Consider the following 20,452-nt stretch of genomic DNA (forward strand, 5'->3'; position numbering starts at 1 on the left):
CGAGCTGGCGCGCATGCGGGACGACGCGCTCGACGCCATCAAGGCGGCGCGCGACCTCGACGAACTCAAGCAGGTACGGCTCGCGCACGCCGGAGACCGCTCGCCCATCGCCCTGGCCAACCGCGAGATCGGCGCACTGCCGCCGGCGGCCCGCGCCGACGCCGGCAAGCGGATCGGCGGAGCGCGCAAGGCCGTCGCCGAGGCCCTCGCCGAACGCCAGGCCCAGCTGGAGGCCGAGCGCGACGAACGGGTCCTCGTCGAGGAGACCGTCGACGTCACCCTGCCCTGGGACCGCGCCCCGCGCGGCGCCCGGCACCCGCTGACCACGCTGCAGGAGCGCGTCGCCGACGCCTTCGTCGCGATGGGCTACGAGGTGGCCGAGGGGCCGGAGCTGGAAGGCGAGTGGTTCAACTTCGACGCGCTGAACATCTCGCCCGACCACCCGGCGCGCTCGGAGCACGACACGTTCTTCGTCGAGTCCGTCGACTCCGGCAAGGTGCTGCGCACCCAGACCTCGCCGGTGCAGATCCGGGCGCTGCTCGGCCGGAGCCTGCCGGTCTACGTGGTCTCGCCCGGCAAGGTGTTCCGCACCGACGAGCTCGACGCGACCCACACCCCGGTCTTCCACCAGGTCGAGGGCCTGGCGATCGACGAGGGCCTGACCATGGCCCACCTGAAGGGCACCCTCGACCGGTTCGCCGAGGTCATGTTCGGCGAGGGCATCACCACCCGGTTCCGGCCCAACTACTTCCCGTTCACCGAGCCGTCCGCCGAGATGGACCTCAAGTGCTTCGTCTGCCGCGGCGCCTCGGCGACGCCCGGCAACCCGCCCTGCCGCACCTGCAAGTCGGAGGGCTGGATCGAGTGGGGCGGCTGCGGCATGGTCAACCCGCGGGTCCTCGTCGCCTGCGGCGTCGACCCGGCCCGCTACAGCGGTTTCGCTTTCGGCATGGGCATCGAGCGCACGCTGATGTTCCGCCACAACGTCGAGGACATGCGCGACATGGTCGAGGGAGACACCCGCTTCACGCTCCCGTTCGGGATGGAGGTCTGATGAAGGTCCCGCTTTCATGGCTGCGGGAGTACGTCGATCTCCCCGCCGTCACCGCCCACGGAGTCGCCGACGCGCTCACCCGCGCCGGCCTCAAGCTGGAGGCGATCACCTCCTACGGCCACGACATCAAGAACATCGTGGTCGGCGAGGTGCTCGCCATCGAGGAGCTCACCGGCTTCAAGAAGCCCATCCGGCACTGCCAGGTCGAGGTGGGAGAGGCCGCGCCGCGCGAGATCGTGTGCGGCGCGACCAACTTCCAGGCCGGCGACCGCGTCCCGGTCGCGCTGCCCGGCGCGGTGCTGCCCGGCGGCTTCGAGATCGCCTCCCGCAAGACCTACGGCCGCGTCTCCGACGGCATGATCTGCTCGGAGGCCGAGCTCGGCGTGGCCGAGTCCTCGCCCGGCATCCTCGTGCTGTCGCCCGGCACCCCGATCGGCGTCGACGTGGTCGAGCTGCTCGGCCTGCGCGACGACGTGATCGAGCTGGAGATCACCCCCGACATCGGCTACGCGCTGTCCATCCGGGGTGTGGCGCGGGAGGCCGCGACCGCCTTCGGCGTGCCGTTCCGGGACCCGGCCGACATCACCCCGCCCGACGGTTCCGGCGCCGCCCACCCGGCCTCCATCGCCGACCCGGCCGTCTGCGACCGCTTCGTGCTGCGCGAGGTCCACGGCTTCGACCCGGCGGCGGAGAGCCCGCTGTGGCTGCGGGTGCGCCTGGCCCGCGCCGGCGTGCGCCCGGTCTCGCTGGCCGTCGACGTCACCAACTACGTGATGCTGGAGCTCGGCCAGCCGCTGCACGCCTTCGACGCGGCGACGCTGACCGGCGAGATCGTGGTGCGCCGGGCCGAGCCGGGGGAGACCCTGGAGACCCTCGACCACGTCGTCCGCCCGCTCCACCCCGAGGACGTCCTGATCACCGACGGCTCGGGGGCGATCTCCATGGCCGGGACGATGGGCGGCCTGAAGACCGAGATCTCCGATCAGACCACCGACATCGTGATCGAGGCCGCGCACTTCTCGCCCAGCGGCGTCGCGCGGATGTCGCGCCGCCACAACCTCGTCAGCGAGGCGTCCAAGCGCTTCGAGCGGGGCGTCGACCGCGAGCTGCCGCTGTACGCCTCCTGGAAGGCGGCGCGGCTGCTGGCCGAGCTGGGCGGCGGCACCATCCAGCCGGGCGTCACCCACGCCGAGGCCGAGGTCGAGCCGGTCCGCGTCTCCATGCCGAGCGGCCACCCCGGCCGGGTCGCCGGGGTTCCCTACGACCGCGAGACGGTGGTCCGCCGCCTGGAGCAGGTGGGCTGCACGGTCCAGGCCGGCGGCGCCGCCCCGGCAGGCGGGATCGCCGCCAGGCTCGCCGTCACCGGCGACGACATGCTGACGGTCACCCCGCCCTCCTGGCGGCCCGACCTGACCGACCCCAACGACCTCGCCGAGGAGGTCATCCGGCTGGAGGGCTACGAGAAGCTGCCCTCGGTCCTGCCGGCCGCCCCGGCGGGCGCCGGGCTCACCGAGGGCCAGCGGCTGCGCCGCAGGGTCGGCCGGGCGCTGGCCGGCGCGGGATACGTCGAGGTCCTCGCCTACCCCTTCATGGGGGAGCGCGACCTGGACGCCCTGCAGTTGCCCGCGGGTGACGAGCGCCGCCTGGCCGTACGGCTGGCCAACCCGCTCAGCGAGGACGAGCCGCTGATGCGGACCACCCTGCTGCCGGGGCTGCTCAGAACGCTGGTCCGCAACGTGGGCCGGGGCTTCGCCGACCTCGCGCTGTTCGAGACGGGCCTGGTCTACCGGCCGGACCGGGAGGCCCCGGCGACCGCGCCGGTCCTCGGCGTGGACCGCAGGCCCACCGCCGAGGAGCTCGACTCGATCGAGTCCGCGCTGCCCGCCCAGCCGGTCCGCGTCGCCGTCGTGCTGGCCGGGGAGTTCGAGCGGTCCGGCTGGTGGGGCGGAGGACGCGCCGCGAGCTGGGCCGACGCCGTCGAGGCGGCCCGCACGGTGGCCCACGAGGCCGGAGTCGGGCTCCGGGTCCGCGCCGACCGGCACGAGCCCTGGCATCCGGGCCGCTGCGCCGCCCTGTACGCCGGGGACGTCCTCGTCGGCCACGCCGGGGAGCTGCACCCGCGCGTCATCGAGGCGTACGGCCTGCCGCCGCGCACCGCCGCGATGGAGCTGGAGCTCACCCGGCTGGAGCCGCTGTCGGCCGGTCCGGTCCAGGTGTCGTCGATCTCCGCCTACCCGGTCGCCACCCAGGACGTCGCGCTCATCGTCGCCGCCGCCACCCCGGTGGCCGAGGTGGAGGCGGCGCTGCGCGAGGGCGCGGGCGGCCTGCTGGAGTCGATCCGCCTGTTCGACGTCTACACCGGTGCCCAGGCCGGTGAGGGCAACAAGTCCCTCGCCTACACCTTGCGGTTCCGGGCGCCGGACCGGACGCTGACCGCCGAGGAGACCACCGCCGCCCGCGACGCCGCCGTGGCGCTGGCGGCCGAGCGCACCGGGGCACGGCTCCGCGGCGCCTGATCCGTGTGTCCGGGGTCCCGGCGGAGCCTTCCGCCGGGACCCTTCGGCTTCGGATCCGGCTTCGGACCCGGATCCCGATTCGGGAGGGACGATGAGGCACCTGCTGGTGTTCGCCGGCCGCGACGACGCCGAGGCGGTCGCGGAGCTCGTCGAGGAGGAGCTGCCGCGGGCGGGCGCGCCCGCCGTCGTGCGGGAGGCCCTGGCCGGCGAGGACGACGCCGAGGACGCCCAGTGGCTCGTGGTCGTGGAGAACGCCGACGGCCTGACCGCGGACGACCTGGCCCGTCTGGACGAGCTCGCCGAGGAGCACGACGGCTGGCGTGAGACGGACTGAACGACCCCGGATGACCGTGTCCGGCCGGAGCCCCGCGGGACCGGCGCCCGCCGGTCCCGCTCAGTCCAGGCGCCCCGGGGGGACGGCTTCCCGCAGAGCCAGCGCCAGCCACAGTTTCAGCCGGTGGGAGGCGTCCGAGAAGGAACGCCCCGACAACCGCTCGGCGGTGCGGAGCCGGGTCCTCAGGGTGTTGCGGTGCACACCCAGCCGCCGGGCCGCCGCCTCCAGGTTCTCCCCGCACTCCAGGAACACGTGCACCGAGGCCAGGAGCGCGGTGCCGTGCCGTACGTCGTGCTCACGGAGCGGGCGCAGCACGGTGTCGGCGAACAGGGCCGTCACCGCCGGGTCCACGGCGTCGCGCAGCAGGGTCCACGGCTCCAGCTCGTCGACGTGGGCGTAACCGGCGCCGCCCCGCGCGGCCAGTCCGGTGGCGTGCCGCACCGCGACCGGGATCTCACCGAGGTCGCGGGCCCGGCAGCCTCCGGCGACGACCTCGCGGCCGGACAGGGCGGTCAGCCGGTCGGTCAGCGCGCCGCCGATCGGCGCGCCGCCCGTGGCGGATCCGCCCTCGGGGACCACGAGGACGAGCCCCTCGGGGCGGGGGCAGACGAACGCCAGCTCCTCGGTGGCCGGGTCGCCGAGCACGTCGGCCACCGCGTCCAGCGCCGGGTCGACCAGGGCGGCGGCGTCGCAGCCCGCCGCCCGCGCCACCATGACCTCGTACGGCGGAGGCGCGGTGGAGCAGATCTCGGCCAGCCGGGCGGCGAACGCCGGTTCGCCGGACAACACGCCGGACAGCACGGCCGCGCGCTGCCGGTGCGCGTGCGTCCGGGTCCGGCGCACCCCGTCCAGTTCGATCGCCAGCAGGCACGCCGCCTGGTTGGCCAGCACGCGCACGTGCCAGTCTGTGGGGCCGGCCGTCCACAGGGCCAGCCAGCCGCGGGGCGGGCCGGTGAAGCCGAGGCTCTGCATCTGCAGGACGCGGTCGCCGTGGTCGACGGCGATCGCGGTGTGCCGCGCTCCGGCCTCGCCGGCCGCCTCGACAGCCTCTCCGGCCACCCCGACGGCCTCGGCGTGCCAGGACCGGGTCGTGTCGGGGGCGGCGGCGCGGGGGCGGCCGCCGGGGTCGAGCAGGAGCGTCTCCCCCTCGGTGTGCTCGGCCAGGGCGCGCAGGATGCCCGAGGGGCCGGAGCGCAGCGCGGCGCGCGCCATGGCCTCCTGCCCGAAGACGGTCCGCCGCTCGCCGCGGACGCGCTCGTCGGAGTGCCATCGGGCCACCGCCTCGGCCACGGCGATGAACGGCGTCCTTCCGGTGATCTCCAGGACGGGCAGGTCCAGCCGCGCGGCGGTCTCCAGCACCTCGGGCGGTACCTCGGTGATCTGTTCGTGCAGCGCGAACGCCAGGCCGGCGCAGCCCGCCGTGGCCAGCCGTCCGACGTAGGCGCGGCACCCCTCGGCGTCACCCGGTAGCCCGAGACCGACCGTCATGACCAGCTCTCCGCCCCGCAGCCACGGCACCGGGTCGGGCAGTTCCGTCACGTGCGCCCACCGGACAGGGCGGGTCAGGCCGCCGGCTCCGGCGAGCAGCCGGATCTCCAGCGACGGCAGGGTGAGGACGTCGGCCACGGTCAGGGGCATGTGAAGCTCCTACAGCAGGGCATATACCAGCCGAAATAGTGATATGCACCTTTCCGAAAGGTGTGCGTTCCGCACTATAGCCACTCTCCGACGGTGCGAATCGTCCACAGGCAGCGTCGTTGAGCCGCGCATATCGTCGCTGGAACGACGCACCCCCCGGAGGGCCCCATGGACGGACAACCGCCTCGCCGCACCGGCGAACCGCGCCGCGCCGCCTTCGCCGCGTTCATCGGCACCACGATCGAGTGGTACGACTTCTACGTCTACGCGACCGCCGCCGCACTGGTCTTCGGCGACCTGTTCTTCCCCACCTCGACCGACCCCTTCGCCGGCGTCATGGCCTCCTTCGCCACCTACGCCGTCGGCTTCCTGGCCCGCCCGCTCGGCGGCATCGTGTTCGGCCATTTCGGGGACCGGGTGGGTCGCAAGTCCGCGCTCGTGGTCACCCTCCTCATGATGGGCCTGGCCACCTTCCTCGTCGGGGTGCTGCCCACCTACGCGTCGGCCGGCATGCTCGCCCCGGCGCTGCTGGTGCTGCTGCGGATCGTCCAGGGGCTGGCGGTCGGCGGCGAATGGGGCGGCGCGGCGCTGATGGCCGTGGAACACGCCCCGGAGGGCAAGAAGACCTTCTACGGGTCGTTCGCGCAGCTCGGCAACTCCGCGGGCGCGCTGCTGGCCACCGGCGCCTTCAGCCTGCTCAACATCCTGGGCGGCGACACGCTGCGGGACTGGGCCTGGCGGCTTCCCTTCCTCGCGTCGGCGGTGCTGGTCCTGGTCGGGCTCCTCATCAGGCTGAAGGTCGAGGAGTCGCCGGTCTTCGAGGAGACGCGCCGGAGCGCGCCGGCCGGCCTGCCGATCAAGGAGGTCCTCCGGACGTCCTGGCGCACGGTGCTGCTCGGCATCGGCGCGCTGCCGGTGGCCATCGGCGGCTACTACATCACCACCACGTTCCTGCTGGCCTACGCGACCGGCCCCGGCGTCGGCGTGGAGGAGCAGGTGGTCCTCAACGCGCTGAGCTTCGCCGCCTTCCTGGAGCTGGTCGCCACGCTCGGCGTCTCGTGGCTCGGCGACCGGGTGGGCGCCCGGCGGGTGGTCATCGCCGGGCTCGTCGGCGTGGCCGTCCTGGCGGTGCCGCAGTTCACCCTGATGAGCACCCGGGACACCCTGCTGATCTTCGTGATCCTCGGCCTGATGCGGCTCGCCATGTCGGCGACGTACGGCCCGATGGCCACGATCCTCGCCCAGATGTTCCGGCCCGATGTCCGCTACACCGGCATGTCCCTGGCCTACCAGGTCGCCGACGCCGTCTTCGGCGGCCTCTCGCCGCTGGCCGCGACCGCGCTGGTCGCCGCGTACGGCGGCGGCCCGGCTCCGGCCATCGCCCTGCTCATCGGAATGTGCCTGCTCAGCATCGGCTGCGTGGCGTTCATCCGGATGCACCGGGACCCGGCTCCCCGGCCGGTTCCCGCCGCCCCCGGCTCCTGACCGGCGGCCCCCGCCCGGCCGGAGCCGGAGGCGGTCCCGTCCGGCCCGCCCGGATCGTCGGCCTGCCGCCCCGTCCCGGCTCCGGCCCTCCGGCGGGCCGTCTCCTTCGTGACCGCGGATTTCGTGGCCGTGGATCTCGTGACCGCAGAGTGAGAGGAAGACCTCTTGTCCCCGATCGTCATCACCAACGCCAGGGTCCTCACCATGGACCCCGCCCGTCCCGCCGCGGAGGCCGTGGCCGTACGGGACGGACGGATCCTCGCCGTCGGCCGGGCGCCGGAGGTGCTCGGAGCGGCCGGGCCGGACGCGGAGACCGTCGACGCCGGAGGCAGGACCGTCCTGCCGGGGTTCGTCGACCCGCACAACCATCTGCTGTCCACCGCCGAGTCCCTCGTCTCCGTGGACGCCCGCTACCCGCGGGTCGGCAGCGTCGCCGACCTGGCGGCGGCGATCGCGGCGGAGGCCGCCCGTACCCCGCCGGGCCGGTGGATCCGCGCCTTCGGTATGGACGACGCGAAGTTCCCCGAGGGCCGGCCGGACCGGCGCAGCCTCGACGAGGCCACGACCGACCATCCGGTGATCATTTACCACGTGTCAGGGCACCAGGCGGCGGTGAACTCCGCCGCGCTCGCCTGGCGCGGTCTCGACGACCAGGTGACCGACCCGGCGGGCGGCGCGTTCCTGCGCGACGAGGGCGGGCGACTGACGGGCATGGTCATCGACTCCGCCATGGAACTGCTGCTGCCGCTCGCGGTGGACATCGGCTGCCACGGTCCCAACTTCCACACCGACCTGCCCGCCGAACAGTTGGTGTCCTGGCTGGAGGCGGCCGGGGAGACCTACCTGTCGGCCGGTGTCACCACCGTGTGCGACCCCCAGGTCTCGGCGCGGGAGATGCGGATCTACCGGGCCGCCCACGCCGCCGGCACGCTGCCCGTCCGTACGGTGTGCATGCCGCTGTCCCACCTGCTCGACGACCTGGTCAGGGTGGGGCTGGCCGGGCCGTTCGGGGACGACCGGCTGCGCTTCGGCGCCATGAAGTTCTACTGCGACGGTACGCTCCTCGGCGGCACCGCCATGTTCGACGAGCCGTACGGTGAGCGCGGCCAGTTCGCCGGATCGCTGTACCACGCGCCCGACCGGCTCACCGACCTGGTGAAGCGGGCCGCGCAGGCCGGCTGGCAGGTGGGCGTGCACACCCAGGGCGACCGGGCGATGGGCTTCACCCTGGACGCGCTCCGCGCGGCGGCGGCGGTGTCCGGGGACGACGCCAGGCCGCGCATCGAGCACTGCGGTCACCCGACCCCGGCGCAGGTGAGGGAGTTCGCCGCGCTGGGCGTCATCCCGGTCAACCAGCCCAACTTCCTGTACGACAGCGGCACCGACTTCATCCGCCGGCTCGGCGCGCGGCGGGCGCACCGGCTCCAGCCGATGCGGGAGGAGATCGACGCGGGCCTGCGCCCGGTGCTGTCCAGCGACTCCTTCGTCTCCTCCCTGCGCCCGATGGAGACGGTCGCCAACGCGGTGCGCAGGCGGACCCGCGAGGGCGGGCCGATCGGGGAGGAGCAGGCGGTCTCCCTGCACGAGGCCCTGCGGGCGCACACGATCGACGCCGCCCACGCGCTGCGGATGGAGGACCGTATCGGCTCGCTCAGCCCAGGGAAGCTCGCCGACGTGGTGGTGCTGGACGCCGACGTCGAGGCGCTGCCCGCCGACGAGCTGGCGGGGGTCGGCGCGTGGCTCACCCTGCTGGACGGCCGCGTCGCCCACTCGGCCCGCCGCTGACGCCCGCCCGTCGGCGGGCCGCGTCAGGAGCCCAGGACCTCCTGGCGCAGGCGGGTCTTGAGGATCTTGCCGCCGGGGTTGCGGGGCAGCTCGCCCTCGCGGATCCAGAACCGGACGGGCACCTTGAACGCCGCGATCCGCCCGAGCAGGAACTCCCGCAGCTCCTCGGCGCTCACCGGGGCGGCCGGCCGTACCACCGCGCCGACCTCCTCGCCCAGCTCCTCGTGGGGGATGCCGATCACCGCGACGTCGTCCACCGCGGGGTGCTCGAACAGCGCGGCCTCGACCTCGGCGCAGTAGACGTTCTCGCCGCCGCGGATCACCATGTCCTTGGCCCGGTCCACGATGTAGACGAACCCCTCGTCGTCCACCCGGGCGAGGTCGCCGGTGTGCAGCCAGCCGTCGAGGAAGGTCTCGGCGGTGGCCTCGGGACGGTTCCAGTAGCCGAGGATGACGTTGGGGCCGCGCAGGCACAGCTCCCCGACCTCGCCGGCCGGCAGCTCCCGGCCCAGCGGGTCGGTGATCCTCACCTCGACCACGGGCACCGGCAGGCCGATGCTGTCGGGCCTGGCGAGGTAGTCGGGGCCGCTGTTGTAGATCGCCAGCGCGGTGGTCTCGGTCATGCCGTACCCGTTGGAGGGGGCGCGGCCGGGAAGCATTCCGGTGATGCGCTCCAGCAGCCTGGGCGGCGCGGGGGCGCCGCCGTAGCCCAGCGAGGTGAGGCTGGAGACGTCGCGCCGCTCCAGGTCGGGATGGGACAGCAGCTGCCACACGTTGGTGGGCACCCCGCTGAGCGTGGTGATCCGCTCGCGCTCGATCAGCTCCAGGGCCCGCCCGGCGTCCCACCTGTACATCAGCACGAGCCCGCCGCCGGTGAACATGGTGGTGGTCATGACCGCGAAGCAGCCGGTGACGTGGAAGAGCGGCACGGTCAGCAGGGTGACGCGGCGTTTCCCGGCGGCCTCGGCGGGGTCCTTGCCGGCCCTGGCCAGGCTGCGCATCATGCCGTAGGCCACCGTCATCGGCGACTGGCCGAGGTTGCGGTGGCTGCCGAGAGCGCCCTTGGGGCGGCCGGTCGTGCCGGAGGTGTAGAAGATGGTGGCCGGGTCCTCCGGGGCCACCTCCACCTCGGGCAGCGTCACGTCCGCCGTGACCTCGCCCAGGACCTCCTCGAACGGGCGCGCCCCCTCGGGCGCCTCGCCGCGGACCACGATCAGCTGTGCGCGGCCGGTGAGCAGGGCGGCGCGCTCGGTGTCGGCGATCACCACCTTCGCGCCGGAGTCCGACACGCCGAACTCCAGTTCCTGGGCGGTCCACCAGGCGTTGAGCGGTACGGCGACCGCCCCGGCGGCCAGCACCGCGGAGAAGGAGACGATCCACTCGGGGTAGTTGCGCATGGCTATGGCCACCCGGTCGCCCTTGGCCACGCCGTACTCCGCGATCAGGCGGTGCGCCAGTGTGGCGGCCCGGCGGAAGTGCTCCTCGTAGGTGAGGCTCTCGTCCTCGTAGGTGAGGAAGACCTGCTCGCCGTGGCCCCTGCTGCCCTCCAGCAGCGCGCGGAAGTGCGCGGGCGCGTGCTTCCAGGTCCTGACGGCGCCGCCGTGGCCGGGGACCTCCACCGTCTCGAACAGCTGTCCCGGGCCGGTGAGCCGGGCCTGGACCTCGTCATGGGCGACCGTCATGCGTTCACATCTCCCGGGGCGAAGGGAACCGGACACGCCACGATACCGACCGGTAGGTACGTGCAACAGTGCCGAAAAGCGCCGCGCATGTCCATGCGCCGGGGGAGTCGTGTTCCTCCTGGTCGGAGGGTCCTTGAGGCGACGCGCCCACCTGGCCCGCTTGCATGACGATTACGGAGGATGCATAATTCTTCTAGTAAATCCATGAGATAGAGTGCATGAACATGCAGAGAGCGGGGGGCGGATGAGAGCGGCCATCGCCGGTGCGAGCGGCTACGCCGGAGGCGAGATCCTGCGTCTGCTGCTGTCGCACCCGGACATCGAGATCGGCGCGCTCACCGCCGCCTCCAGCGCGGGCACCCCGCTGGGCGCCCACCATCCCCACCTGGCCCCGCTGGCCGGCCGGGTCCTCCTCGACACCACCCCCGGCACCCTCGCCGGCCACGACGTGGTCTTCCTGGCCCTGCCGCACGGCCAGTCCGCCGCCGTCGCCGCCGGGCTCGGCGACGGCACGCTCGTCGTCGACTGCGGCGCCGACTTCCGCCTCGCCGACCCCGCCGCCTGGGAGCACTTCTACGGCGGCGCCCACGCCGGCACCTGGCCCTACGGCCTGCCCGAGCTTCCGGGCCACCGCGACCCGCTCCGCACGGCCACCAGGATCGCCGTCCCCGGCTGCTACCCGACCGCCGTCACCCTGGCGATGTTCCCCGCCTTCGCCGCCGGCCTCGCCGAACCCGACCTCGTCGTGGTGGCCGCCAGCGGCACCAGCGGCGCGGGCCGGTCGCCCAAGCCCGCCCTCCTGGGCAGCGAGGTGATGGGCTCGGCCGCCGCCTACGCCGCCGGAGGCGTCCACCGGCACACCCCCGAGATGGAACAGAACCTCTCGCCGCTGGCCGGCGCGCCGGTACGGGTCTCCTTCACCCCCGTGCTCGCCCCGATGAGCCGCGGCATCCTCGCCACCTGCACGGCGCCCGCGAAGCCCGGCGTCACCCCGCGGACGCTGCGCGAGGCCTACGAGGCGGCCGTCAAGGACGAGCCGTTCCTGCGGCTGCTGCCCGAGGGGCAGTGGCCCGCCACCTCGATGACCCTGGGCGCCAACACCGCCGCCCTGCAGGTCGCCCTGGACGAGCGAGCCGGGCGCGTCGTCGCCGTCATCGCCATCGACAACCTCACCAAGGGCACCGCGGGCGGTGCGATCCAGAGCGCCAACCTCGCCCTCGGCCTGCCCGAAGAGACCGGCCTTCCTCTCAACGGAGTCGCCCCATGAGCGTGACCGCACCCCTCGGCTTCCGCGCCGCCGGCGTCGCCGCCGGCATCAAGTCCGGCGGCGCCCGCGACCTGGCGCTGATCGTCAACGACGGCCCCTCCCGCGCCGCGGCGGGCGTCTTCACCGCCAACCGCGTCCAGGCAGCGCCGGTGCTGTGGTCCCGGCAGGTGCTGACCGGCGGCCGGGTCCACGCCGTCGTCCTCAACTCCGGAGGCGCCAACGCCTGCACCGGTCCGCTCGGATTCCAGGACACCCACGCCACCGCCGAGAAGGTCGCCGCCGCGCTCGGCGACTCCGCCGGCGAGGTCGCCGTCTGCTCCACCGGCCTGATCGGCGAGCGGCTGCCGATGGACGCCCTGCTGGCCGGGGTCGACCTCGCCGTCTCCCAGGCCAGCAGGGACGGCGGCCTGGCCGCCGCCGACGCCATCCGCACCACCGACACCGTCTCGAAGATCTCCTTCAAGCGGGGCGAGGGCGGCTACATGGTCGGCGGCATGGCCAAGGGCGCCGGCATGCTCGCGCCGGGGCTGGCCACCATGCTCTGCGTGATCACCACCGACGCCGACCTGACCGCCGGGCAGCTCGACGAGACGCTCCGCGAGGCGACCAGGCTCACCTTCGACCGGCTCGACACCGACGGCTGCATGTCCACCAACGACACCGTCCTGCTGCTGGCCAGCGGAGCCTCGGGCGTCACCCCTGACCTCGCCGAGTTCGGCCGCCTGGTCCAGGGCGTCTGCGCCGACCTCGCCCGCCAGCTCCTCATCGACGCCGAGGGCGCCACCAAGGCGATTGCCGTCGAGGTCGTCGGCGCCGCCTCCGAGGACGACGCGCTCGCCGTCGCCCGCGCCGTCTGCCGTTCCAACCTGCTCAAGTGCGCCATCCACGGCGAGGACCCCAACTGGGGCCGCGTGCTGTCGGCCGTCGGCACCACCGACGCCGTCTTCGAGCCCGACCGGGTCAACGTCGCCATCAACGGCGTCTGGATCTGCCGGGGCGGCGCGGCCGGCGACGACCGCGCCAAGGTGGACCTGCGCCCCCGCGACGTGACGATCACCATCGACCTGTCGGCGGGCCCGAACTCGGCCACGATCCACACCACCGACCTCACCGCCGCCTACGTCCACGAGAACTCGGCGTACTCCTCATGACGGCCGGCGACGCGCCGGCCAAGGCGCACACCCTGATCGAGGCACTGCCGTGGCTGGCCCGCTTCCACGGCGCGACCGTCGTCGTGAAGTACGGCGGCAACGCCATGACCGAGGAGCACCTGCGGGAGAAGTTCGCCGCCGACGTGGTCTTCCTGCGCTACGCCGGGCTCAGGCCGGTCGTCGTGCACGGCGGCGGCCCGCAGATCAACGCCCACCTCGACCTGCTCGGCATCGAGTCCACCTTCACCGCCGGGCTCCGCGTCACCAGCCCCGAGGCCATGCGGGTCGTCCGGATGGTCCTGGTCGGCCAGGTCAACCGCGACGTCGTCGGCCTGGTCAACCGGCACGGGCCGTTCGCCATCGGCATGTCCGGCGAGGACGCCCACCTGTTCACCGCGGAGCGCAAGCACGCCGTCGTCGACGGGACCCCGGTGGACATCGGCCAGGTCGGCGACATCGTCGCCGTCGAACCCGGCGCCGTGCGGGCCCTGCTGGACGACGGGCGCATCCCGGTGATCTCCTCCGTCGCGCGCGGCGAGGACGGCACCGTCTACAACGTCAACGCCGACACCGCCGCCGCGGCCCTGGCCGTGGCGCTCGGCGCCGCCAAGCTGATCGTCCTCACCGACGTCGAGGGCCTCTACCGGGGCTGGGACCCCGAGACCCGCAGCGGAAAGGTCATCGACCGGCTGTCGGCCTCGGAGCTGCGCGAGATGCTGCCCGGCCTGTCCAGCGGCATGGCGCCGAAGATGGAGGCGTGCCTGACCGCCGTCGACGGAGGCGTCCCCCAGGCGCACGTCCTCGACGGCAGGGTGCCGCACGCCGTACTGCTGGAGATCTTCACCGACGAGGGGGTCGGCACCATGGTGCTGCCCGACGCCGCGCCGGCCGTACCCGACGCCGCGCGGCCCGCCGCCACGATCCTGAACGGGAGTGAGCAGTGAGCATCGACGGCCGGCCCGCGGGGGACGACCTCGCCAAGCGCTTCGAGACCGCCTTCATGCCCACCTACGGCGTTCCGCCGGTCGCGCTGGCCCGCGGCGAGGGCGCCCGGGTCTGGGACGCCGACGGCGGCGAGTACCTCGACCTGATCGGCGGCATCGCTGTCAGCTCCCTCGGCCACGCCCACCCGGCGCTGGTGGAGGCGGTGTCCCGCCAGGTCGCCGTCCTCGCCCACACCAGCAACCTGTTCATCAACGAACCCGAGGTGCTGCTCGCCGAACGGCTGATCGGCCTGCTCGGCGCGCCCGCCAGGGTCTTCCTCACCAACTCCGGCACCGAGGCCAACGAGGCCGCCCTCAAGATGGCCCTCAAGTACGGCGGGAGCACCGGCCGCACCTACGTGGTGGCCGCCGAGAACGCCTTCCACGGCCGCACCCTCGGCGCGCTGTCGCTGACCGGCAAACGCGCCATCCGCGACCAGTTCGGCCCGTTCCCGACGGACGTCAGGTTCGTCCCGTACGGCGACGCCGACGCGCTGCGCGACGCCGTCACCGCCGAGTGCGCCGCCGTCTTCCTGGAGCCCACCCAGGGCGAGGCCGGCGTCGTCCCCCCGCCCGCCGGCTACTTCAGGGCCGCCCGGCGCGTCTGCGACGCGACCGGCGCGCTCCTGGTCGCCGACGAGATCCAGTCGGCGATCGGCCGCACCGGCCACTGGTTCGCCCACCAGCACGAGGGGATCCTGCCCGACGTGCTCACCCTGGCCAAGGGCCTCGGCGGCGGCATGCCGATCGGCGCCTGCGTCGGTGTCGGCCCCGCCGGAACGATCTTCGCCAAGGGCGACCACGGCTCCACCTTCGGCGGCAACCCCGTCTCGGCCGCCGCCGCGCTCGCCGTACTCGGCGCCATCGACGCGGACGGCCTGCTGGAACACGTCCAGACCGTCGGCGCCCAGCTCGCCGGCGGCATCGCCGCGATCGGCCACCCCCTGCTCGCGGGCGTCCGCGGCCGGGGCCTGTGGCTGGCGATCGTGCTGACCGCCGACCGCGCGGCCCAGGTCCAGAGCGCGGCCCAGCGGGCCGGCTTCCTGGTCAACGCCGTCCAGCCCGGCGCCGTACGGCTCGCGCCCCCGCTGGTGATCACCTCCGGGCAGGCCGCCGCCTTCGTGGCGGCCCTGCCCGCCATCCTTGACGAGGCAGCAGAATGACCAGGCATTTCCTTCGAGACGACGACCTGACGCCCGTCGAGCAGGCCGAGGTGCTCCGGCTCGCCGCGGCCATGAAGAAGGACCGCTACGGCTACCGCCCCCTCGCCGGGCCGAAGACCGTCGCCGTGCTGTTCGACAAGTCCTCCACCCGCACCCGCCTCTCCTTCGCCACCGGCGTCGGCGAGCTCGGCGGCCTGCCTCTGATCATCGACGCCGCGACCTCCCAGCTGGGCCGGGGCGAGCCCATCGAGGACACCGCCCGTGTCCTGGAACGCCAGGTCGCCGCGATCGTGTGGCGTACCGGAGGCCAGGAGCGGATCGAGACGATGGCCGCCTACTCCTCGGTGCCGGTGGTCAACGCCCTCACCGACGAGTTCCACCCCTGCCAGATCCTCGCCGACCTGCAGACCGTCCGGGAGCGCTTCGGCGCCACCGCCGGCCTCACCCTCGCCTACCTCGGCGACGGCGCCAACAACATGGCCCACTCCTACCTCCTGGGCGGCGCCGTCGCCGGGATGCACGTGCGGATCGGCGCCCCGGCCGGCTACCACCCCGACCCGGAGATCCTGCGCCGCGCCCAGGAGATCGCCGCCGCCACCGGCGGGTCGGCCACCGTGCTCACCGATCCCGCCGCCGCCGCGGCGGGCGCCGACGTCGTCACCACCGACACCTGGGTCTCCATGGGACAGGACGGCAAGGAGCAGCGGGTCGCCGACCTGATGCCCTTCCAGGTCGACGGCCGCCTGATGGACCTGGCCGCCCCGAGCGCGATCTTCCTGCACTGCCTGCCCGCCTACCGCGGGCTGGAGGTGACCGCCGACGTCATCGACGGCCCCCGCAGCCTGGTGTGGGACCAGGCCGAGAACCGGCTGCACGCCCAGAAGGCCCTGCTGCACTGGCTGCTCACCGCCGGCGGGAACGGCGGGAGCACCGATGGGAACGGTGGAGCCGCCACCGGCGGGATCGGCGGGGACACCGGCGCCCCCGCTACGATCCGGGCGGAGGAGGTCACGTGAAGATCCCCATGACGAAGGTCGCCCGCCAGGCGCGGATCACCGAGCTGCTGCAGCGCCGGCCGATCCGCTCGCAGCCCGAGCTGGCCAAACTGCTGCTGGAGAGCGGAGTCGAGGTCACCCAGGCCACGCTCTCCAGAGACCTCGACGAGCTGGGCGCGCTCAAGCTGCGCGCCGAGGACGGCTCCCTGGTCTACGCCCTGCCCGGCGAGGGCGGCGGCCGGATCCCGCTGGCCCGGGTCGGGACGGGCGAGACCCCGGCCGCCCGGCTGAGCCGGATCGCCGAGGAACTGCTCGTCTCCGCCGACGCGTCCGCCAACCTGGTGATCGTCCGCACGCCGCCGGGCGCCGCGCAGTTCCTCGCCTCGGCCATCGACCACGCCGACTGGGAGTCCATCCTCGGCACGGTCGCCGGAGACGACACCATCCTCGTCATCAGCCGCGACCCGACGGGCGGCGCCGCGGTCGCCGAGGCGCTGCTCCGCCACGCCGACCGTCGTGGCGGGTGATCGCGGCACACGGGAAGACCCATGACACGGGTCCCGGTGCGGGGTGACCCGCACCCGGGGACCATGGAGAACACTTGATCACGCCTGACCGGGGCGTGCCCGCCTTCTCCGGTGATCCCGGCGCCTCCGCCGCCACGTCGCTCCCCGCCGGGAGCCCCGGCGTCGGGGCCGCCGCCGGGCCGCGGGGACTTCCCCGGAGGGCCGCCGCGGCCCGGAACATCCGAACGCCCAGGTTGGGCTAAGGTCGCGGAGTGGAAGGGGAGGAGAACAACGGTGACTGATGGTGGCAAGCCGATGCGGCTGTGGGGCGGCAGGTTCGAGGGAGGCCCGGCCGACGCGCTGACCAGGCTCTCGGTGAGCGTGCACTTCGACTGGCGGCTGGTGCCGTACGACCTGATGGCCTCCCGGGCGCACGCCCGGGTGCTGCACCGCGCCGGGCTGCTGACGGCCGAGGAGCTGGAGCGCATGATCGGCGCGCTGGACGACCTCGAACGCGCCTGCAAGGCCGGCGAGTTCCGGCCCACCGTGGCCGACGAGGACGTCCACACCGCGCTGGAGCGCGGCCTGCTGGAACGCCTCGGCACGCTCGGCGGCAAGCTGCGCGCCGGACGCAGCCGCAACGACCAGATCGCCACCGACCTGCGGCTCTACCTCCGCGACCATGTCAGGAACATCGTGTCCCGCCTGGTCGAGCTGGAGACCGCGCTGATGAGCCAGGCCGAGGAGCACGCCGAGACGGCCGCCCCCGGCATGACCCACCTGCAGCACGCCCAGCCCGTCTCCTTCGGCCACCAGCTCCTGGCCCACGTGCACGCCTTCGCCCGCGACATCGACCGGCTGCGCGACTGGGACCGCCGCGCGGCCGTCTCGCCCCTGGGCTCGGGCGCGCTGGCCGGCTCGTCGCTGCCGCTCGACCCGCAGGCGGTGGCCCGGGAGCTCGGCTTCGACTCCGCCGCGCCCAACTCGATGGACGCCGTCGCCGACCGCGACTTCGCCGCCGAGTTCCTGTTCGACGCGGCGATGATCGGCGTGCACCTGTCGCGGCTGGGCGAGGAGATCGTCCTGTGGGCCTCCCAGGAGTTCCGCTGGATCGAGATGGACGACGCCTACTCCACCGGCTCGTCGATCATGCCGCAGAAGAAGAACCCCGACGTCGCCGAGCTCGCCCGCGGCAAGAGCGGCCGGCTCATCGGCAACCTCACCGCCATGCTGGCCACGCTCAAGGGCCTGCCGCTGACCTACAACCGCGACCTGCAGGAGGACAAGGAGCCGGTCTTCGACTCCGTCGACACCCTCATGCTGGTCCTGCCCGCCATGGCCGGCCTGGTCTCCACCATGCGCGTCAACACCGCCAAGCTGGAGTCCTCGGCCCCCGACGGGTTCGCCCTGGCGACCGACCTGGCCGAGCTGCTGGTCCGCAGGGGGGTGCCGTTCCGCGAGGCGCACGAGGCGGTCGGCCACCTGGTGGTCTGGTGCCAGGTCAACGACAAGGACCTCGGGGACCTCACCGCCGAGGAGCTCGCCAAGGTCTCACCCCACCTGACGCCCGACACCCGCGAGGTCCTCTCGGTGCCCGGCGCGCTGGCCGCCCGCAAGGCGCACGGCGGCACCGCGCCCGACCGGGTCCGTGACCAGCTCGTCGCGCTGCGCGAGACCGTCGACGACCAGGCGGCCTGGGCGAGCGGCGCCTGATGCCCGCGGGAGCCTCCGTCCCTGCCGGGTCGGCCCCGCTGACCCGGGACTTCTTCGACCGGCCCGGCCCCGAGGTCGCTCCCGACCTGCTGGGAAGGGTGATCACGCACGGGCCGGTATCGGTGCGCATCACCGAGGTCGAGGCGTACGGCGTGCCCGGCGAGGACCCCGCGTCCCACACCTACCGGGGCCGCACGGCGCGCAACGCGGTGATGTTCGGGCCGCCGGGACACCTGTACGTCTACTTCACCTACGGCATGCACTTCTGCGCCAACCTCGTCTGCCTCCCCGAGGGGATCGGCTCGGGCGTGCTCCTGCGCGCCGGGGAGGTGGTCGCCGGCGCGGAGGTCGCCACGGCCCGCCGTACGGCGGGCACGAGCCGGGCCGTCGCCCCGCGCGATCTGGCGCGGGGACCCGCCCGGCTGGCGGTCGCGCTGGGCTTCACCCGGGAGCACGACGGGGTGGACGCCTGCCCGCCCGGTCCGGTCAGCGTTCTTTGGGGAGATCCCCCGGTGTCCGGGGCCGTCCGCTCCGGGCCGCGCACCGGGGTGTCGGCGGCCAAGGACGTCCCCTGGCGGTTCTGGATCGACGGGGAGCGGACGGTCTCGCCGTACCGGCCACACGTTCCGCGCCTGCGCGCTTCCTGAGGGCGGGCGCCGGCGTCGGACCCTCCGGTTCTGGGGGAGGCGCCGGATCCTCCGCTCTTGAGAAGCGGCGCCGGTGTGAAGATCTTCCGGCCCTGAGGAGAGATATCTGCGCGTAGATCTTCTGATTCGTTCCCGTTCGATGCCTTTCGCGTTGCCCGCCCCAGTTCAGACCGGTCACGGGGGAGGTTTCAAGTGGCGAAGCGGGGCCGTGATCGGGCAGGCTGTACGGAAGTGACAGGTGTCCCTTCGAACATTGGAAAGCCAGGATCGTGACCGACATCCTCGATGAGCTCGAATGGCGCGGCCTGATCGCGCAGTCCACCGACATCGACGCCTTGCGCGCGGCGATGGCCGGGGGTCCGATCACGGTCTATTGCGGCTTCGATCCGACCGCGCCCTCGCTCCATGTCGGCAACCTGGTTCCCATGCTGACCCTCACCCGCATTCAGCGGGCGGGCCATCGAGCGATCGGTCTGGTCGGTGGCGCGACCGGCCTGATCGGTGATCCCAGCGGTCGCAGCACCGAGCGTTCGCTCAACTCCTCGGAAGTCGTCGCCGAGTGGGTCGCACGGATCCGGGCCCAGGTGGAGAGGTTCCTCGACTTCTCCGACGAGTCACGCGGGATCATGGTCAGCAACCTTGACTGGACCGAGGGCCTGTCGGCGATCGACTTCCTGCGCGACGTGGGCAAGCACTTTCCCGTCAACCGCATGCTGGCGCGCGAGTCGGTCTCCGCCCGTCTCGGTGGCGAAGGACTCAGCTACACCGAGTTCAGCTACCAGATCCTGCAGGCCAACGACTACCTGGAGCTCAACAAGCGGTACGGATGCACGTTGCAGGTCGGCGGCAGCGATCAGTGGGGCAACATCACCGCGGGAACCGACCTGATCCGCAGGGTGACCGGCGAGCACGTACACGCGCTGACCGTGCCGCTGATCACGAAGGCTGACGGGACGAAGTTCGGCAAGTCGGCCGGCGGCGCGGTGTGGCTCAACCCGGAGATGACCTCTCCGTACGCCTTCTACCAGTTCTGGCTGAACGCGGACGACCGTGACGTGGTGAGGTTCCTCAAGATCTTCAGCTTCAGGTCCCGAGAGGAGATCGAGGAGCTGGAGAAGGTGGCCGCCGAACGGCCGGCCGCCCGTGAGGCCCAGCGTGCGCTCGCGACGGAGTTCACCACGCTGCTGCACGGCGCGGAGGAGTGCGCCGCGGTGGTCGCGGCCTCTTCGGCCTTGTTCGGACAGGGCTCACTGGAAGATCTGCCTGCCAGGACGCTGGGAGAGGCCCTTGCCGAGGTTCCGCGTGCCGAGGTCCCCGCGCTGGGAGCCTCGTTCGTTGACCTGCTCGCCCAGAGCGGCCTGGTCAAGTCCAAGTCCGAGGCCCGTCGCGCGGTGAACGAGGGCGGCGCCTACCTCAACAACGTCAAGGTCTCCGACGACTCCTACGTGCCCACGGCGAACGATCTCCTTCACGGTCGCTCGCCAACACCGGCGAGGCCCGCAGCGGCCTGCGGATCCGGCGGCGCCACTCGGC

Annotated in this window: 16 protein-coding genes; 14 read left to right on the forward strand and 2 right to left on the reverse strand. The window is 73.3% G+C overall.

Annotated features, from left to right (window positions below):
• The first annotated feature begins 13 nt into the window (after nt 1-13).
• From pheS to AB0D67_RS34775, 3 genes are all read left to right on the forward strand, one after another.
• The gene (gene pheS / locus AB0D67_RS34765; protein WP_362945436.1) at nt 14-1,054 is read left to right on the forward strand and encodes a phenylalanine--tRNA ligase subunit alpha; all 1,041 of its coding nucleotides are present in this window, start codon (nt 14-16) and stop codon (nt 1,052-1,054) included.
• Nucleotides 1,054-3,570 carry a phenylalanine--tRNA ligase subunit beta gene (gene pheT / locus AB0D67_RS34770; RefSeq protein WP_362945408.1) on the forward strand — a complete coding sequence of 839 codons (2,517 nt, stop codon included), beginning with the start codon at nt 1,054-1,056 and terminating at the stop codon, nt 3,568-3,570. Before pheS ends, pheT begins: the two co-directional genes overlap by 1 nt.
• A 91-nt stretch (nt 3,571-3,661) precedes the next feature.
• Entirely contained in the window at nt 3,662-3,904 is a 243-nt protein-coding gene (locus AB0D67_RS34775) for a hypothetical protein (RefSeq protein ID WP_362945410.1), read from the forward strand.
• A gap of 60 nt (nt 3,905-3,964) precedes the next feature.
• Here AB0D67_RS34775 and AB0D67_RS34780 read toward each other — a convergent pair whose 3' ends face one another.
• Nucleotides 3,965-5,542 (reverse strand): PucR family transcriptional regulator ligand-binding domain-containing protein, encoded by a 1,578-nt coding sequence (locus AB0D67_RS34780; RefSeq protein ID WP_362945412.1) that lies wholly within the window; start codon nt 5,540-5,542, stop codon nt 3,965-3,967.
• A gap of 168 nt (nt 5,543-5,710) precedes the next feature.
• Between AB0D67_RS34780 and AB0D67_RS34785 the strand changes: the two genes are divergently transcribed.
• A complete protein-coding gene (locus AB0D67_RS34785) occupies nt 5,711-7,027 on the forward strand; it encodes an MFS transporter (protein WP_362945414.1) in 1,317 nt (438 codons plus the stop codon).
• A gap of 165 nt (nt 7,028-7,192) precedes the next feature.
• Nucleotides 7,193-8,812, forward strand: coding sequence for an amidohydrolase (locus AB0D67_RS34790; protein ID WP_362945416.1), 1,620 nt, complete (start codon nt 7,193-7,195; stop codon nt 8,810-8,812).
• Between the two features lie 23 nt (nt 8,813-8,835).
• Here AB0D67_RS34790 and AB0D67_RS34795 read toward each other — a convergent pair whose 3' ends face one another.
• Nucleotides 8,836-10,494 (reverse strand): class I adenylate-forming enzyme family protein, encoded by a 1,659-nt coding sequence (locus tag AB0D67_RS34795; protein WP_362945418.1) that lies wholly within the window; start codon nt 10,492-10,494, stop codon nt 8,836-8,838.
• 244 nt (nt 10,495-10,738) lie between these two features.
• On the opposite strand from AB0D67_RS34795, the gene argC reads away from it, so the two are divergent.
• The 9 genes from argC to tyrS all read left to right on the forward strand — a co-directional run.
• Nucleotides 10,739-11,761: an N-acetyl-gamma-glutamyl-phosphate reductase gene (gene argC, locus AB0D67_RS34800; protein WP_362945420.1), complete on the forward strand. Its 1,023-nt coding sequence runs from the start codon at nt 10,739-10,741 to the stop codon at nt 11,759-11,761.
• Entirely contained in the window at nt 11,758-12,912 is a 1,155-nt protein-coding gene (gene argJ, locus AB0D67_RS34805; RefSeq protein ID WP_362945422.1) for a bifunctional glutamate N-acetyltransferase/amino-acid acetyltransferase ArgJ, read from the forward strand. Before argC ends, argJ begins: the two co-directional genes overlap by 4 nt.
• Nucleotides 12,909-13,856: an acetylglutamate kinase gene (gene argB, locus AB0D67_RS34810; RefSeq protein ID WP_362945424.1), complete on the forward strand. Its 948-nt coding sequence runs from the start codon at nt 12,909-12,911 to the stop codon at nt 13,854-13,856. The genes argJ and argB overlap by 4 nt, the downstream gene beginning before the upstream one ends.
• A gap of 2 nt (nt 13,857-13,858) precedes the next feature.
• Complete coding sequence (locus AB0D67_RS34815; protein WP_362945438.1) at nt 13,859-15,058, forward strand: acetylornithine transaminase; 1,200 nt, start codon at nt 13,859-13,861, stop codon at nt 15,056-15,058.
• Nucleotides 15,055-16,074 (forward strand): ornithine carbamoyltransferase, encoded by a 1,020-nt coding sequence (argF, locus tag AB0D67_RS34820; protein ID WP_362945426.1) that lies wholly within the window; start codon nt 15,055-15,057, stop codon nt 16,072-16,074. Before AB0D67_RS34815 ends, argF begins: the two co-directional genes overlap by 4 nt.
• 8 nt (nt 16,075-16,082) lie before the next feature.
• On the forward strand, nt 16,083-16,580 hold the full coding sequence (locus tag AB0D67_RS34825; protein WP_362945440.1) for an arginine repressor: 498 nt from the start codon (nt 16,083-16,085) through the stop codon (nt 16,578-16,580).
• 273 nt (nt 16,581-16,853) lie between these two features.
• A complete protein-coding gene (gene argH, locus AB0D67_RS34830) occupies nt 16,854-18,272 on the forward strand; it encodes an argininosuccinate lyase (RefSeq protein WP_362945428.1) in 1,419 nt (472 codons plus the stop codon).
• The gene (locus AB0D67_RS34835) at nt 18,272-18,919 is read left to right on the forward strand and encodes a DNA-3-methyladenine glycosylase (RefSeq protein ID WP_362945430.1); all 648 of its coding nucleotides are present in this window, start codon (nt 18,272-18,274) and stop codon (nt 18,917-18,919) included. The genes argH and AB0D67_RS34835 overlap by 1 nt, the downstream gene beginning before the upstream one ends.
• Nucleotides 18,920-19,188: 269 nt before the next feature.
• Nucleotides 19,189-20,452, forward strand: a 1,264-nt coding sequence (gene tyrS, locus AB0D67_RS34840; RefSeq protein ID WP_362945432.1) for a tyrosine--tRNA ligase, incomplete at its 3' end; no start/stop codon positions are given.

The sequence above is a fragment of the Streptosporangium sp. NPDC048047 genome, assembly GCF_040653115.1.
Lineage (GTDB): Bacteria > Actinomycetota > Actinomycetes > Streptosporangiales > Streptosporangiaceae > Streptosporangium.

Excerpts from the sequence above, each read along its gene's own strand:
- AB0D67_RS34785 (WP_362945414.1), top strand. The coding sequence starts at position 5,711 with ATGGACGGACAACCGCCTCGCCGCACCGGCGAACCGCGCCGCGCCGCC.
- AB0D67_RS34775 (WP_362945410.1), top strand. The coding sequence starts at position 3,662 with ATGAGGCACCTGCTGGTGTTCGCCGGCCGCGACGACGCCGAGGCGGTC.
- AB0D67_RS34835 (WP_362945430.1), top strand. The coding sequence starts at position 18,272 with ATGCCCGCGGGAGCCTCCGTCCCTGCCGGGTCGGCCCCGCTGACCCGG.
- AB0D67_RS34780 (WP_362945412.1), bottom strand. The coding sequence starts at position 5,542 with ATGCCCCTGACCGTGGCCGACGTCCTCACCCTGCCGTCGCTGGAGATC.
- argB (WP_362945424.1), top strand. The coding sequence starts at position 12,909 with ATGACGGCCGGCGACGCGCCGGCCAAGGCGCACACCCTGATCGAGGCA.
- argF (WP_362945426.1), top strand. The coding sequence starts at position 15,055 with ATGACCAGGCATTTCCTTCGAGACGACGACCTGACGCCCGTCGAGCAG.
- AB0D67_RS34795 (WP_362945418.1), bottom strand. The coding sequence starts at position 10,494 with ATGACGGTCGCCCATGACGAGGTCCAGGCCCGGCTCACCGGCCCGGGA.
- AB0D67_RS34825 (WP_362945440.1), top strand. The coding sequence starts at position 16,083 with ATGACGAAGGTCGCCCGCCAGGCGCGGATCACCGAGCTGCTGCAGCGC.
- argC (WP_362945420.1), top strand. The coding sequence starts at position 10,739 with ATGAGAGCGGCCATCGCCGGTGCGAGCGGCTACGCCGGAGGCGAGATC.
- pheT (WP_362945408.1), top strand. The coding sequence starts at position 1,054 with ATGAAGGTCCCGCTTTCATGGCTGCGGGAGTACGTCGATCTCCCCGCC.
- pheS (WP_362945436.1), top strand. The coding sequence starts at position 14 with ATGCGGGACGACGCGCTCGACGCCATCAAGGCGGCGCGCGACCTCGAC.
- argJ (WP_362945422.1), top strand. The coding sequence starts at position 11,758 with ATGAGCGTGACCGCACCCCTCGGCTTCCGCGCCGCCGGCGTCGCCGCC.